Genomic DNA, 15,245 nt, shown 5'->3' with positions numbered 1-15,245 from the left:
TTGTGTCAGGGGTCGAAACGGAGTCGATGAGACATGAGCGGAACAGTAGTGGTACTAGGCGGTTCTGGCGCAATGACCTCGTCCTGTGTGTACGACCTGCACAGGACGAGCGGATTCGACGAGATCGTCGTCGCGGACGTCGACGAGGAGAACGCACGCAAGTTGCTCGACGTGGTCGACGACGAGCGGGTCACCTTCACGGACGTCGACGCGACCTCGACCGAGGACCTCGTCCGGGTGCTCGAGGACGCGGACTACGTCGTGAACGGGCTCCCCTACCAGTTCGAGGACAACGTGCTCGACGCCATCGTGGAGGTCGGTGACATCACGGGCGTCGACCTGAACGCGTTCGACTTCGACCGCATCCTCGCCCGCTCCGACGAGTTCGAGGAGGCGGGCTGTGCGCTGTGGTTCTGTAATGGCGGCGTCGTCAGCACCATCATGCTCGGCATGCTCGCGTGCCAGGACATGGACGACGTGAGCGAGGTGAACTTCTACTGGGGCATGTGGCGGCTGCTCACGCAGACGACCGCCGGCCTCACCGACACGGTCACCTACGAGCACGACCCGAACGTCGACGAACGCGTGGTCTGGCAGGACGGCGAGGTCACGAAGGACCTGCCGCCGTTCGGCCTGCGCAAGGAGTTCGACTTCCCGGACCCGGTCGGCCAGCAGGAGACGTACGTCATCACCCACCCCGAGTCCATCACGTTCCCGTGGTCGGACATCGCCCAGGAGACGGGTGTCGAGCGCATCGTCACCCGCGGTGTCTGGCACCCCGAGTGGCAGGACTACGAGGAGACGCTCCTGAACGCCGGATTGTTCGACGCGGACCCCGTCGAGGTGAACGGGACCGAGGTCGACCCACTGGAGGCCATGCAGCAGGCCATCATCCAGGAGGGCGCCGAGGACGAGTGGCGCGACCCGAGCGAACTCTCGCCGGAGACCGAGTGGACGCCCCAGACCATCCTCTCGACGGAGGTCGTCGGCTCGGCGGGCGACCGCGGCGCTCGGTCGGTCTACCACATGACCCAGCCCTTCCCGTTCTTCGACGGGAACGACATCACGCTGATGCGGGAGTACGGCTGCTACGTCGGCGTCCCGCTGTCGGTCACGCTCCAGCTCATGGCGGCCGGCGAATCCACCGGCACAGGCATCTTCACCACCGAGACCAGTGGCGTCTCCCCCGAACGGTACTTCGAGGCCATGGAGGAGCGCGGCTTCGAACTGGTCGCAGAGACGACGCCGGCGAAGTAAGCTCGCGCAGTCGAGTCGGCTGTGGAACCGTAGACGCGGTCGAATCGTCTCCAGAACGAGTCTGTCCCCCTTCTCGCGGGCGAATCGGTGCCTGCAGGTCGCTGCTCGCCGGTCAGCGCGCGCCGTAGTTCAGTTCGATGATGTTGATGGCCGAGAGCAGTTTGTTCGTCAGCTCCGCCTCGACCTCGTCCTCGCGCATCCGGTGGGCCGGTCCCGAGACGCTGACGGCACCGAGGACGTCCTCCTCGTCGTCGGTTATCGGGGCCGCGTAGGACATCATCCCGAGCTTGTACTCCTCGCGCTCGTAGCTCAATCCGCGCTCCCGGATGGTCTCGAACTGGTCGAACAGTTCCTCGCGGTCGGTGATGGTGTTCGGGGTCCGCTCGGGCATCCCGTGGCGGTCGAGTATCTCCTCGACGTGGTCCTCGGGCATGTGCGCGAGCATCGCCTTGCCCGTGGCCGAGGAGTGCAGGTGGAAGTGCATCCCCGGGAAGGTGTTGTACTGGATGCTCTGGCTGCTCCAGGCGGCGTCGAGGCAGACGGCCTGCCCGTCCTCCTCGACCACGAGCGAGACGAGTTCGCTGCTCGACTCGTCCGCGAGGCGTTCTATCTCGGGCTTCGCGATCTCGTAGAGGGGGTTCCGCGACCGCTCTCTCGACCCCAGTTCGAGGAAGCGCAGGCTGAGCCGGTACGCCGACCCCTCCTTGACTACGTAGCCGAGCTGGCGGAGCGTGCTGAGGTAGTCGTGGACCACGCTCTGTGGCCTGTCGAGTTCCTCGGCGACCTCGGTCACCCGCGCACCCCCCGTCTCGTCCAGGACCTCGACCAGCTCCTCCATGGTCAACAGCGATTTGATCGGCCGGTTTGCCTCGTCACCCATGAGACATACAATGACATACCATCCACTAATAGATTCGGAATTGTCGAATCGATGGGGGTGTCTCTGCCTCCATCCTGTCTGGCCGGGGTACCACGGCATCGACCCGTTTCTGGATGTTCGTCATCGCTGAGCCGAGAATATAGCGACGGACACGAGAGATTCACCCCAACCTCGACGCACATGTCCACCGATCTGCGGCCCAGCGACATTCGCGATTGTCGAATATCAGATTTCTTTTAATGAATCGGCGAACGGCGGTTAGAAGACACCAGGGGCGGAAATTAGCCACCCGAGTAAGTATACTATTCTAGTAAATTATTCTCAGATTGGATAATGTTTATGTACAACAACCATGTACGTCAACCCGGACACCATGACAACGCCTCACCAGCGCGTGGGCGAGCAGTCGGACGCCGAGGCCGAGCTCTCGCTCATCGACTGCGACATCCACCAGCGGTGGAAGGACGACGAGGAGATCATCAAGTACCTCCCGGAGCAGTACCAGCGCGACGGTATCGTGACGCCGACCCTGCTCTATCGCAACCCGGGTGGGTTCCTCCGGCAGGACGAGAAACCCGAGGACGGGGGCAAACCGGGATCCGACCTCGAGAAGATCGCCGAGGACCACCTCGACGAGTACGACATCGACTACGCCATCCTCACCGGCAACTCCTGGCTCAACCTGGGCGCCGTCCCGAACCGGCAGTACGCCGCGGCGCTGGCCGACGCCTACAACCAGTGGCTCATCGAGGAGTGCCTCACGGTCGACGACCGGTTCATCGGCTCCATCTACGCGGCGCCGAAAGCCCCCGAGGCCTCCGCGGAGCAGATTCGCGAGTACGGCGACCATCCGCAGGTCAAGCAGGTCCTCATGCCGGGCGGCTCCGAGGACCCCTACGGTCGCCCGCGCTACTGGCCCATCTACGAGGCGGCCGAGGAGATGGACCTCGCGGTCGCCGTCCACCCCTTCTCGGAGGGCCACGGCGTCGCCAACCCGCCGACCGGGGCGGGCCATCCGAACAGCTACATCGAGTGGCACACGCTCCTCGGCGCCTACTACATGGGCCAGCTCGCGAGCCTCGTCACCGAGGGCGTGTTCGTCGAGTACCCCGACCTGCGCTTTGCCTTCATCGAGGGCGGCTACGGCTGGCTCCCGCACTTCATGTGGCGCCTCGACAAGAACTGGAAGGGCCTGCGCTCGCAGGTGCCGTGGCTGGAGAAGAAGCCCAGCAAGTACATCCGCGAGAACGTCTGGTTCGCCAGCCAGCCCATCGAGGAGCCCGAGAAGCCCGAGCACCACAACCAGATCCTGGAGATGATGCACGCCGACGAGGTCCTCATCTTCGCCAGCGACTACCCCCACTGGGACGGCGACGACCCGACCTGGGGGCTCCCACCGATGGACGACGACATGGAACGTGCCATCAAGTACGAGAACGCGGCCGAACTGTACAAGCTCCCGGTCGAGCAGGGTGAGGACTGACGATGGAGAAGCGCTTCGAGGTGTGCCCGGCCGACGACATCGGGCAGGGCGAGCGTCTCATCACGGAACTCGACGGCTTCTCCATCGGCATCTTCAACGTCGACGGCGAGTACTTCGCGCTCAAGAACGACTGCCCGCACCAGCGCGCCCCGCTCTGTGAGGGCCCGGTCACGGGCACGACGACCTCGGACAAGGCTGGCGAGTTCGAGTACGAGCGCCCGGGCGAGATCGTCCGGTGCCCGTGGCACGGGTGGGAGTTCGACATCAAGTCGGGCGAGTCCATCTTCAACCCGCACAAGGTGAAGGCGAAGTCGTTCGAGGCGACGGTCGAGGAGCCGGAGGACGTAGCGACCGACGGCAGCGGCTGTGACGGCTGCTCCGTCGAACTGGAGGGAGACGAACCACCGGTCGAGACCTACGACGTGGAGGTCGAACAGGAGACCGTCGTGGTGTACCTCTAAGAGGATAGAACACATGAGCACCGAACCAGACAGCATGTTCAGGGAGTTCAGGGACGAAATCGAACCGTCGGTCTTCTGGGGTGGGGCGATACTGACAGTCATCGCGATCGCCATCATCGGCATGTGGCCGTCAGCCGCCGCAGAGACCTTGACCGAGGTGAACACGTGGCTGTGGAAGAACATCAGCTGGGTGTACCTCGGCATCATGTTCATCTGCGTGGCGTTCTGCCTGTGGCTACTGCTCGGCCCGTGGGGGAAGATCAAACTCGGCGGCGAGGACGAGGACCCGGAGTACTCGTTCTTCGCGTTCTTCGCGATGCTGTTCTCCGCCGGGCTCTCGACCGGGCTGGTCTTCTTCGGCCCCGCAGAGGCGCTCTTCCACTACGCCTCGGCCCCGCCGTTCCTCGGCGCGAGTGCGAAGTCGGCCGGGGTGATGCCCGGGTCCATCCAGTACACCCTGCTGCACTGGGGTATCTCGCCGTGGTCGGCCTACCTCATCGTGGGCGTGACCATCGCGTACTTCGTGCACCGTCGGGGCGCACCCATCAAGCCCTCGACCATCTTCGCGCCCTTCGTCGGCGTCGAGAACCTCGACAGCTGGTGGGTCAAGCCGCTCGACATGGGCATCGTCGTCCTCTCGGTCGGTGGGGTCGCGGTCTCGCTCGGCTTCGTCGTGACCCAGTTCCTGACCGGGTTGACCTACAACTGGGGGATGCAGTTCGGTGACCTCGGCATCCTGCTGGTGACGACCGGGCTCACCATCGGGTTCACCATCTCCGCCGCACTCGGTGTGGACAAGGGCATCCGCCGCATCTCGCACTTCAACATGGCCCTGTTCACGCTCCTCCTGTTCGTCGCGTTCGTGGCCGGCCCGACCGGCTTCCTGATGAACCTCGGGACGGAGGCTGTCGGCGGCTACGTCAACGAGTTCATCGAGATGAGCCTCTACGCGAACGTGGCCAACGGCGCCTCCTGGGTCGGCGGCTGGACGGTCTTCTACTGGGCCTGGTGGTTCTCGTTCGCGCCGATGATCGGCATCTTCATGGCCCGCATCAGCCGCGGCCGCACCATCCGGCAGGTCGTCTTCGCCGGGCTCGCCGGTACCTCGGCCGCCTCGTTCCCGTGGTTCATCGTCATGGGGGGCTCCTCGCTGTGGGTCCAGCACAACGGCAAGGCCGACATCCTCGGCGCCGTCGGCGAGTACGGCACCGAGGTCGCCGGCTTCCCGCTGTTCGAGCAGATCGTCCCCTTCGGACTCGGCGGGGTCTTCTCCGCGCTCTACCTGCTGCTGGTGCTGACGTTCCTCATCACCACGGTCGACTCGACCACGCTCAGCCTCGCGATGTTCACCACCGGCGGTGACGAGGACCCCTCGACCCTGAACCGCGTCACCTGGGGGACCCTCGTCGGGCTGTTGACCTCCCTGCTGCTCATCGTGGGTGGCCTGCCGGCGCTCAAGGACATGATCGTCCTCGTCGGCCTGCCGGTGGCCATCATCTGCCTGCTGTGCTTCGTCGGCCTGACGAAGGAACTCGAGGAACACCATCCGGTGTTGCTCACGGAGCGCGACACGGACAGCGACGAGAGTGGGACTGGCACCGCCAGCCCGCGCCGCAGTCCCTCGGACTCGGCGATGCTCTCCGAAGATTAGATCCGTCGGTACCGACTGCTGCGACCGTCGACGCGAGCAGTACGCGCGGACTCTCGCAGTCGCGCTTGCAGCGTTCTCTATTCTCTACTACGGCTTTTCCTCCTGTGCGCGCGAGAAGCGGAGGTCGGTTCTAGTTCTGGCCCGGGGCGTTGACCACCGGTCGGTCGGCGTTCAACATGACCTTCTGCGTGACGCTGCCGAACAGCGCCTTGCCCGTCGGGGTGCGCTTGCGGCCCCCGATGACGATGTACCGGGCGTCGACCGATTCGGCGTACTCGACGACGTTCGTGACGGGGTCACCGACCCGCACGACCGTCTCCGCCGGGTACTCCACGTCGGCGGTGGCGGCGGCCGCGATGCGGTCTGCCTCCTGCTGGACCTCGTAGTTCTCGGCCGGGTCCTCGTCGTCGAGGGTGACCTCCAGGACGTCGACGAGTCTGGACCGGTTGAACACGTGGACGAGGTGGAGTTCGTCGTCGAACGCGGCCGCGAGTTTCGCGGCTTCGTCGGCGACGCGCGATGCTCTCTCGGAATCGTCGATGGCTGCCAGGACCACCATACTCGGTCGTTCGTGGTACCGGCAGTAAGAACTTCGGGTGTGTTCCCACCGGCTGGTCACTGCGCGAGGAGGACCACCGCCACGACCGCGAACCCGATGCCCGCGATGTTGGCCTTCCCGAGCGACTCGTTCAGGAAGACGACCCCGAGGAGGGTCGCGAACAGGAGGTACATCCCACTGATGCTGGTGGCGATACCGACCGACCCGTCGGTCAGGGCGGTGTAGTACGCGAGCGTCCCGAGGCCCAGACACAGGCCGCTGACCGCCGCGAGCCAGAAGCCGTCGGTGGTGACCGTGACCGACCCGCCGGAGTCGAGCAGGATGTAGCCGCCGACGGCGACCAGCCCCGCGACGTAGGTGTAGACCACTGCCTGTTCTGCCGGGACCGTTCGCGTGGCGAGTTTCGCGAAGAACGCCCACCCCGCGTAGAGTACCATGGCTGCGCCTGCGAAGAGTACTGTCGCTTTCGACATTGCGTGTACGTGGTACACTCGGGCGAGCCGAATAACGATTTCCCCCGGGGCCGGGACAGCAATACTTGGCCGGACACCGAAGCTATTCAAACCCACCCTGCGACCGTTCCACAACGACCGACATGAGAGACGTCATCTCGGGGTACGCCGGCCGCCAGCTATCGCTCCACGCACTCGGCCTCGTCGTCACCCTCTCCGGTGTGCTCGTCGTCGCGCCGTTGTTGCCGTCCATCATCGAGACGTTCGACATCTCGCCTGCGACCGCGGGCGTCTCCATCTCCGTCCTGTGGGCGACCAACGCGCTGGTCCAGTATCCGGGCGGCCGGTACGCCGACCACCTGCCCTCGACCGTCGTCCTCCTCCTGAGTCAGGTGCTCCTCGTCGCGGGGTTCCTCTCGCTGGCCGTCTCGAACACGTTCCCGCAGTTCGTCCTGGGCTTGGCCCTCGTCGGCGCGGGGTACGGCACCTTCGAGCCCGCGGGGATGGTCCTCCTCGGCGACCTCTTCGACGAGCAGCGCGGGCGCGCCTTCGGCATCAGGGACGCTGCCGTCAACCTCGGGAGCACCCTCTCTGCCGGACTCGCAGCCGTCGTGCTCACCTTCACCACCTGGCGGGCCGCGTTCCTCCCCATCGCGCTGTTGCTGTGTGTCGTGATGGCCGTCCTTCACCGAATCAACCGCCAGGCCCTCACCGTCTCGACGGTGGACCTCGAACTGCGGAAAACGGCGAGGCGCCTCGTCAGGACTCCCCAGTCCGGCGTACTCATCGCGGTCACCGCCCTGACGCTGTTCGCCTGGCAGGGGACCGCGAGCTTCCTCCCGACGTTCCTCCACCTCGAGAAGGGCTTCTCGGAGTTCTGGGCGACCATCGGGTTCGCCGGGCTCTTCCTCGTCGGCACGGTGACGACGCCCGTCGCTGGCGCACTCGGCGACCGCTGGTCGCATCTGCACGTCGCGGCAGCCACCACCGCCCTCAGTGTGGTCGGGCTCAGTACGCTCGTGGCCACCGACACCCGAATCCTGGTCGTCGTCGGCCTCGCCGTCTTCGCGGTCGGGCTCACCACGTTCTGGCCCGTCATCTACGTCCACATCGTGGGCCAGCTGGCCGGCGACACGGTCGGCGGCGACCTCGGCGCCCTCCGGACGGCGTACTTCGCGCTCGGTAGCCTCGGGCCGTCGTACGTCGGCTTCGTCGCGACCGAGTTCGATTACTCCGTCGCGTTCGCGAGCCTCATCGGCTGTTTCCTGCTGACCGGTGTGGCAGTGGGCTGGCTGGCACTCAGGTAGCTGGCCCCGGGTTCGCTCCCCCGGCTTCTCCGATTCCGGGTCCGAGATTATCAAGACACGTTCCAGGTGGCCAGGTAGAAAACTGTAGAGCTGTTTCTCGCGCTTCTTTATATGCTAGATTCAGTTGGCGAATAAACAAAATAGCGACCAGTAGAATCTCATCTGAGCCGGTTTGAGGGGATAAATCGTCCAATAATACAACAGATACTCACTCAGTGTAATATAGCAACTGCACTCGGTTTATTATCTCACTGGTCGTCAGAGGGATTCGCCCCGGTACTCGTGGTACGTCACCATCGTCGCGCCGTCGGTACGGCGTCGCCACCCACAGTGACGGCAGTTCTCCGTCTCGGGTGGGGTGGCCACGACGTGTTGCTCGTACTGCTTCGCGAACTCCTGGTGGGAGCCTTGGCCTGTCCCGCCACAGTCGGCCAAGATTGGCCGTGATAGGCACCTTTAGGAGTGGGACCACCGTAGCCGACGCCACGAGTCTCATGAACGCTTCTGAGTGCGGTTTCTCGTCTTTCAAGGGCCCCCCATCATGAGTGCTGCAGTCGACCTCATCCAGATCGTCGTGACCATCATGGGCCTGGGCGTCGCCGCACAGGTCCTCGCGGACCGACTGCGGATTCCGAGCGTCGTCTTCCTCATCCTCTCTGGCGTCCTCGTCGGGCCGGAGGGGCTCGGCCTCATCACGCCCTCTATCTTCGGGGACGCGCTCCAGGCCATCGTCGGGCTGGCCGTGGCGATCATCGTGTTCGAGGGGGCGTTCCACCTGCACCTCGACCGTATCCGGTCCGCACAGCGCGAGACCATCCGGCTGGTCACCCTCGGTGCGGTCGGGTCGCTCGTCGGGACGGCCGTGGTCGTCCATTACGTCCTCGGGACGCCGTGGGACCTCGCGTTCCTCATCGGGTCGCTCCTCGTCGCGACCGGCCCGACCGTCATCACCCCCATCATGAGCGTCGTCCCCGTCCGCGAACGGGTCGCGTCGACGCTCGAGACGGAGGGCGTCGTCAACGACGTGACGGCGGCCATCCTCGCCATCGTCACGTTCGAGTACGTCCTGCTGGAGTCACGGGGGCTGCCGACGCTCGTCTGGGAGTTCGTCCTCCGGTTCGGCCTCGGACTGCTGGTCGGCGCCGCGGTCGCAGGGGTGCTGTGGTACGTCCTGCGACACGGGAGACAGGCGGTCGAGAACGCACCCCAGAACGCTCGCCTCATGGTCCTCGTCTCCTCGCTCGCGATGTACGGCATCGCGGAGGTCCTCGGCGCCCGGTTCGGCGCGTCGGAGGCTGGCATCGCGGCCGTCGCCACCGGCGGGTTCATCCTCGGCAACACGGACATCCCCTACCGGGACACCATCGAGCAGTTCAAGGGCGACGTCTCCGTCCTCGTCATCTCGTTCGTGTTCATCACGCTCGCGTCCCTGCTCTCGCTCCAGGACCTGCTCGACCTGGGTCTCGGCGGCCTCGTCGCCGTGGTCGCCATCGCGGCCATCATCCGCCCGGCTGCCGTACTCCTCAGCACCGTCGGCGACCGACTGACCCTCCGCGAACGACTGTTCGTCAGTGCGCTCGGGCCCCGCGGCATCATCCCTGCGAGCGTCGCGACGCTGTTCGCGCTCGAACTCCAGCCCTCGCCCGCGGCGACGACGCTGGTCGGTACGGTCTTCCTCGTCATCTTCGTGACCGTCGTGTTTGAAGGGGGGCTGGCCCGTCACATCGCACAGGTGCTCGACGTGATACCGATGCGTGTGCTCATCGTCGGCGGTGGACGAGTCGGGAAAGAACTGGCCGACCGGCTGGAGAATCGAGGCGAGGAGGTCGTCATCATCGAGCAGGACCAGGCGGTGGTCGAGGACCTGCGTCGAGAGGGGCACACGGTGCACCGTGGCGACGGAACCGACCAGCAGGTCCTGGAACGGGCCGGCATCGACAACGCGAAGACCGTCGCGATAGCCACGAAAGACGACGACGTGAACCTCCTCGTCGGGCAGATCGCGCGGAACACGTACGGCGTCGAGGACGTCGTCGCCCGGGTGAACGAGCCGTCGAACCTCGACGCGTTCGACGACATCGACATCGAGCCAATCTCCACGTCGATGTCCGTCGCATGGTCGATGGACAACGTCATCGAGCGACCCCGGATCTCCCAGTGGATGCGGGAACTCGACGAGGACGGCGACGTCCAGGAGATCGAGGTCACCTCCGACGAACACGCCGGGAAGTCCGTGTCCCGGTTGACGGAGGAACTACCCGAGGGCTGTCACCTGGCGCTGGTGAGCCGGGACGAATCCGACCAGCTCCCCCATCCGAGTGACCGCATCGAGAAGGGCGACCACCTCACGTTCATCGGCCGGCGGGAGGCAGTTCGTGACGCTATCGACTACTGTACCACCTGAGAACGGAGCAGTCCAGAGGAGTGTCTCTACCGACCGTGACGGCGAGGTGGTTCGTCCCGGCTACCCAGAGCCGGAACGGCTACCGGCTCAGGTTGCGATCAGTACCGGTCGTCCCGCGTTCTGGACGACGCGGTCGGTCACGCTCCCGATCTGTTCGGTCTCGGTGTGGGAGTGTCCGTGGTAGCCGAGGACGATGAGGTCGGCGTCGACCTCGTCGGCGTAGTTGATGATCTCGACGTAGGGCTTGCCGTGACAGCACCGGGTCGTCACGGTGAGACCGAGCTGTTCACCGCGGTCGACGATCTCGTCGAGTTGCTCACCGCCCCAGTCCTCGATCTCGGTGGTGTCGAGTTCGGTGCTGCTCAGTGCGGGTTCGGCGTACCGGTCGGTGTCGACCACGAACAGCGCGTGCAGCTCCGCACCGTGTCGTTCGGCCTGTTCGAGCGCGTGTGTCGCGGCGCGGTTCGCGTCGGCGCTGCCGTCGGTCGCGACCAGAATCCTGTCGTACATACGGGAATATTCGAGATAGATACGCTTGTAGACACCAGTTATTTCTCAGAACCCGATAATTACGAGCGGGGCTACCCCGGCTGTCCGGTGACAGGCAGTCCCACCCTGGCGTCGTCTCACCGCTCACTCGAGGAGACGCCCGTGTTCATCGATCTCACCGTTCCGGATCCGCGTGCTGCTGATCCGCGACCCGTCTTCGGCCGTGACGAAGGGTGGCGTGTGTATCTCGACCGGTCGCAGGCCAGCATCCAGCCGTTCCTGGTTCAGTTCGTACGCCCGCCGCTGTGCCTTCGCCTCCGGTGAGACGACGATTGCGTCGAGGTCCTCGCGGCTCGTCGCCGGGCCGTGGGCGTCCTCCAGTCGAATGATCTCGTAGCGTGCGCTGTAGGCGTCGTCCATGCGGTCGAGCTCGGCATCGAGGTCCGCCCGGCGGTCCTCGAACGACCCGAGCATCGCGACGTGTTCCGGGTCGCTCCGTGTCTGCTTCGCGAGGGACGTGGCGGCGAGTCCGACGATGACTCGGCCGTCACCCGGGCCGTCGTGGCTCGCCGTCTGGAACGCCTTGTGCAGGAGGGCACGATGCCCGTTGTGGATCGGGGTGAAGGTCCCACCGAGCATCGCGATCCGGTCTGACTGGCTCATGTCGTCTTCTGGGAGGCCACGTGATGTAATTTGCAGGGTCGCGGCGACTGTTCCGCCCATGGAAGAATCCTGTCCGCGATACGTCTGGACGGTACCTGAAGTCTCACGAATGACATACATATCGGTACGAGTGATATTCTACTCCGGCCGAGGTAATCGGGGTAATTATACGGCCCGCGGTCGTCGGGGGCACCATGTCACGGTCGGGCGGCGCTGTGGTACTGACTCTCGACTGTCCGGCGATGGTCGACGGTACCCTCCCGGCGGACGCACGGTCCGAACAGCAGCTCTCGACCATCTTCGTTCAGCCATGTCCGAATCCATGACCGGCCCCCTCGAACGAGCACGGTCCCGGCTCGGCGACACGAAGGTGTTCAGCTCTCCCCGGAGCCGTCGCCGGTTCCTCCTCCACGCCCTCGTGGTCGCAGTGCTCTTCGTCGCCGCGACCATCCTCGTCCAGCGCTATCTCTCGTTCCTGACTGAGCCCGAGGCGTTACGCGAGTTCATCCGCGGTTACGGTATCCTCGCACCGGTCGTCCTCGTGTTGCTGCAGGCGGTGCAGGTGGTCGCTGCGCCCGTGCCCGGCCAGGTGCTGGCCATCGTCGCGGGCTACCTCTTCGGCGTCTGGTGGGGGACGCTCTACAACATGCTCGGTGTCACCATCGGGAGTGCGGTCGCGTTCTGGCTGTCGCGTCGGTTCGGGCGTGGGTACGTCGAAACCATCGTCGACGACGACGCCCTCGCGTGGTTCGACGCCGTCAGTGACGAGTACGCCCGCCCCACGCTCTTCCTGCTGTTCCTCGTCCCGGGGCTGCCCGACGACGTCATCTGCTTCGCCGGGGGGCTCACGAAGGTCCCCCTCTGGCAACTGGTCGTCATCGCCGTGGTCGGTCGGGCACCGGCGTTCTTCCTCGTCAACGTCTTCGGGTACCTGCTGGGGACGCGGCACTTCGGCGCCGCGTTCGTGGTCGCGCTCGTCCTGGTAATCGCGAGTCTGTTCGGGTACCTGTACCGGGAGAGACTCCTCCGGCTCTTCGGCGGCGAGTAACTGTCCTCCCGGACGATTGCGACCGACGTCGGGGCAGTTTCAGTCAGGTCCCGACGGAGTCGTCACCACTCGCCGGTGAACGAGACGGACAGGTCACAGCGGTCAGCCATGCGCTCCAACTCGCGTTGCTTCCCGCGCTTGCTGAGCTTCGTGTCCAGGTAGTAGCCGGACTCGAGTTCGTAGTACTGGGTGACGGCGTGCTCCCACTCGGTGGAGTTGTTCAGTATCGCCTTCTTGTTGCCGGGCACCCACGGGATCTCATCGACCGCCTCGACCAGCCCATGCTTCCGGATGAGGTAGTCGGTCGCCTGCCGCATCGCCTCGCTCTGGTTCTGGCCACTCATCGTCTTCACCGCGTCTCCGTCGACGGAGAACGTGACGACGTAGCCGTCGAGTGTCTCCGCGTCGGTCGTGGATTGCGTGAGGAGACCGTCTCCGCCAGACCCGTCCTCCACGTCGATGGCTTCCAGTTCCGCACGCAGGTCCGCCACGAACTCGCGGCTCCGCGACCGGAGGTCTATCGGTGTCTCACCGAGCTGTCGCTCCATCGCGTTCGCGACCTCGTCGGCGATGTGTGCCTGCTCTGCGTCGAGGATCTCGACGAGTTCCCGCAGTTCCGCAGGGTCGATGTCGGGACTCGGATCCTCTTCCTCGCTGCCGGCTTCCGTCTCGTCATCTTCGCCGCTGCTGTCGTCGTCGGCTGCCGAGTCCTCGGGCAGGCTTCGTGTCACATCAGCACATGCTTCGACCACGGCGTCCGCGAGTTCCTCGTACACCTCCTCGTCCGGCGACTGACCGGCCTCGATCCACTGGATGTGCGACAGGTAGAACCGGAAGTGCGCCGGCGCGCTGGTGTCGTCCAGTCGGACCGGGATGATGGGTTTGTCGTCGGACGCGTGCTGTATCTCTCGCTTCGTCTGTGCCGAGTCGTAGGCGTGTTCGCTCGAGAGGAACACGATGCCCTCGCACGAATCGATGCCGTCCAGTATCGCGGCCGTCCATTCCTTCCCACCCGGGATGTCGCGCGGCGCCATCCACACGTCGATACCCCTCGCTTCCAGCCCCTGGCAGATGTCCGTCGCCACGTCGGCGTCCTCCGACGAGTGGCTCAGGAAGACGTCCCTGTCCATCGTGTCACTCGTTCTGGCTTTTCGTCCATAAAATCCAATCATTCGCTGGACCCTGGCCGTCCGTCACCTGTAGGCGACCGTCAGCGGGACGCTCTTCGCATCGAGGAAGGCATCGTTGTCGGTGAACTTCTGTTCGAGGCGGTCGAAGCGCTTGCGCATCGTCTCGTAGAGTTCCTCGTCCTGTGCGGTCGCGTCCGGCCGCTTCGCCAGCACCTCCGCGTAGTGAAGCCGGTTGGAGTGGAACACGTCCCAGTACTGCTCGCGTTCGTCCCGGTCCTTGCCCGCGGTGTGGTAGTTCCGGAGGTCGAGCTGGATCTCGTCGGGCTCGGGTCGGAGGCGCTTCAGGTGTGTGTAGAGCCGGCGGCCGTGGGTCCGGTCGCTGCTGCCCTTGATATCGTCGGTCACCTCGACCAGCCAGTCCATGTCCTCGTCGGGCGGGTAGTGGATGTGCTGGCCGTCCTCGCAGCTCCGGACGAAGAGGGCACCGTCCTCGCGGACGCGCTCCCACAGCATCGAGAGCACGGGTTCCTGGTTCTCGAGGTGGTGGAAGAGGTAGGTCGCGACCACGAGGTCGAAGGTCCCGATGTCGGCGGATTCGAGGTCGTTGACGTCCAGCTGGCGGTACTCGATGTTCGGGGCGTCGTACTCGCCGCGGGCGATGCTCAGCACGTTCGGGACCCTGTCGATGGCGAGCACGTCGAATCGGTCGTCGTGGCCGAAGCGGTCCTGCGTGACCGTCCCGTAGCCACAGCCAGCGTCGAGCACCCGATACGGGGGTTCGATGTCTGAGTCCTCGAAGTGCGCCAGCACGTCGTCGAGGGCGTCGAGGTCCTGCTGTTTGTGGGTGTCCGAGGAGAGCTGAAGGCGTCCGTGGTCGACCTCGGGGTCGTACTCGCTGGCCTCGGCGTCCTGCTTCGACTTCTTCGTGAAGCTCCCCTCGGTCTCCTGTTCCAGGAGGTGGTTCATCGTGTTCGCCAGCTCCTGGCTCAACTGGTTCTTGAACTCCTCCGTCGTCTGGTACGTGAAGAACAGCCCCTCGTTCCGGCACTTCTCTTGGAAGCGCTCGAGCTTCTGTATCTGCTCGACGTCGAGCTGGTCCCGGGGGATGTCGCGCTGGGAGAAGCCGACGATGCCGGGCTTGCCCTCGTCGAAGGCTAACGTTTCGACCTCCTCGACGGCCCCGCCCTCGGCGTTCTCGGTCGCGGTCCCGATGCGGCTCCAGAAGACGCCGATGACGAGGTCGCAGTGGTCGTACAGCTGTCGGCCGATGATGTCCTGGGGCGAGTCGCCGAGGTCCTTCGCGACGTGGGTCTCGTAGAGCACCGGCTCGATGTAGACGCCCTGCTGGCGCGAGTGCGCGGCGTTCCACTGCATGATAACCTCCCTGGTCGCGTTGCGTTCCTCCTGTACGTCGGCTGGTGAGGCGATGAGTGCCCGGTAGACGGTAGCTTTGGTTGGCAT

Annotated in this window: 14 protein-coding genes; 7 read left to right on the top strand and 7 right to left on the bottom strand. The window is 65.1% G+C overall.

Annotated elements, in window-relative coordinates; all coding sequences use genetic code 11:
* Window positions 1-33: 33 nt before the first annotated feature.
* Window positions 34-1,257, top strand: a complete 1,224-nt coding sequence (locus tag NOV86_RS18965; protein WP_267643370.1) for a saccharopine dehydrogenase family protein — start codon at window positions 34-36, stop codon at window positions 1,255-1,257.
* Window positions 1,258-1,369: 112 nt separating this feature from the next.
* Here NOV86_RS18965 and NOV86_RS18960 read toward each other — a convergent pair whose 3' ends face one another.
* A complete protein-coding gene (locus NOV86_RS18960) occupies window positions 1,370-2,137 on the bottom strand; it encodes an IclR family transcriptional regulator (RefSeq protein WP_267643369.1) in 768 nt (255 codons plus the stop codon).
* Window positions 2,138-2,510: 373 nt separating this feature from the next.
* Here NOV86_RS18960 and NOV86_RS18955 point away from each other — a divergent pair, with 373 nt between their 5' ends.
* The 3 genes from NOV86_RS18955 to NOV86_RS18945 are packed head-to-tail and all read left to right on the top strand — an operon-like array spanning window position 2,511 to window position 5,732.
* Window positions 2,511-3,620, top strand: coding sequence for an amidohydrolase family protein (locus NOV86_RS18955; protein WP_267643368.1), 1,110 nt, complete (start codon window positions 2,511-2,513; stop codon window positions 3,618-3,620).
* Window positions 3,621-3,622: 2 nt separating this feature from the next.
* The gene (locus NOV86_RS18950; protein ID WP_267643367.1) at window positions 3,623-4,081 is read left to right on the top strand and encodes a Rieske (2Fe-2S) protein; all 459 of its coding nucleotides are present in this window, start codon (window positions 3,623-3,625) and stop codon (window positions 4,079-4,081) included.
* Between the two features lie 13 nt (window positions 4,082-4,094).
* On the top strand, window positions 4,095-5,732 hold the full coding sequence (locus NOV86_RS18945) for a BCCT family transporter (protein ID WP_267643366.1): 1,638 nt from the start codon (window positions 4,095-4,097) through the stop codon (window positions 5,730-5,732).
* Between the two features lie 130 nt (window positions 5,733-5,862).
* On the opposite strand, the gene NOV86_RS18940 is transcribed toward NOV86_RS18945, so the two are convergent.
* Both NOV86_RS18940 and NOV86_RS18935 read right to left on the bottom strand, forming a co-directional pair.
* Window positions 5,863-6,291, bottom strand: a complete 429-nt coding sequence (locus NOV86_RS18940; RefSeq protein WP_267643365.1) for a universal stress protein — start codon at window positions 6,289-6,291, stop codon at window positions 5,863-5,865.
* 56 nt (window positions 6,292-6,347) lie between these two features.
* Window positions 6,348-6,764, bottom strand: a complete 417-nt coding sequence (locus tag NOV86_RS18935) for an EamA family transporter (RefSeq protein ID WP_267643364.1) — start codon at window positions 6,762-6,764, stop codon at window positions 6,348-6,350.
* 122 nt (window positions 6,765-6,886) lie between these two features.
* On the opposite strand from NOV86_RS18935, the gene NOV86_RS18930 reads away from it, so the two are divergent.
* Window positions 6,887-8,050, top strand: a complete 1,164-nt coding sequence (locus NOV86_RS18930; RefSeq protein WP_267643363.1) for an MFS transporter — start codon at window positions 6,887-6,889, stop codon at window positions 8,048-8,050.
* A gap of 541 nt (window positions 8,051-8,591) precedes the next feature.
* Window positions 8,592-10,454 carry a cation:proton antiporter domain-containing protein gene (locus NOV86_RS18925; RefSeq protein WP_267643362.1) on the top strand — a complete coding sequence of 621 codons (1,863 nt, stop codon included), beginning with the start codon at window positions 8,592-8,594 and terminating at the stop codon, window positions 10,452-10,454.
* A gap of 87 nt (window positions 10,455-10,541) precedes the next feature.
* On the opposite strand, the gene NOV86_RS18920 is transcribed toward NOV86_RS18925, so the two are convergent.
* Together NOV86_RS18920 and NOV86_RS18915 are read right to left on the bottom strand one after the other, a co-directional pair.
* Entirely contained in the window at window positions 10,542-10,964 is a 423-nt protein-coding gene (locus tag NOV86_RS18920) for a universal stress protein (protein WP_267643361.1), read from the bottom strand.
* A gap of 123 nt (window positions 10,965-11,087) precedes the next feature.
* Complete coding sequence (locus NOV86_RS18915; protein ID WP_267643359.1) at window positions 11,088-11,606, bottom strand: phosphopantetheine adenylyltransferase; 519 nt, start codon at window positions 11,604-11,606, stop codon at window positions 11,088-11,090.
* Between the two features lie 310 nt (window positions 11,607-11,916).
* Between NOV86_RS18915 and NOV86_RS18910 the strand changes: the two genes are divergently transcribed.
* Window positions 11,917-12,654: a TVP38/TMEM64 family protein gene (locus NOV86_RS18910; protein WP_267643358.1), complete on the top strand. Its 738-nt coding sequence runs from the start codon at window positions 11,917-11,919 to the stop codon at window positions 12,652-12,654.
* Between the two features lie 62 nt (window positions 12,655-12,716).
* On the opposite strand, the gene NOV86_RS18905 is transcribed toward NOV86_RS18910, so the two are convergent.
* Complete coding sequence (locus NOV86_RS18905) at window positions 12,717-13,784, bottom strand: toll/interleukin-1 receptor domain-containing protein (RefSeq protein WP_267643357.1); 1,068 nt, start codon at window positions 13,782-13,784, stop codon at window positions 12,717-12,719.
* Between the two features lie 63 nt (window positions 13,785-13,847).
* Window positions 13,848-15,245 (bottom strand): methyltransferase domain-containing protein, encoded by a 1,398-nt coding sequence (locus NOV86_RS18900; protein ID WP_267643356.1) that lies wholly within the window; start codon window positions 15,243-15,245, stop codon window positions 13,848-13,850.

It is taken from the genome of Haloarchaeobius amylolyticus (genome assembly GCF_026616195.1).
GTDB lineage: Archaea > Halobacteriota > Halobacteria > Halobacteriales > Natrialbaceae > Haloarchaeobius > Haloarchaeobius amylolyticus.
The sequence above is the reverse complement of the archived record's forward strand: the minus strand, read 5'-3'. Positions and strand labels throughout refer to the sequence as shown.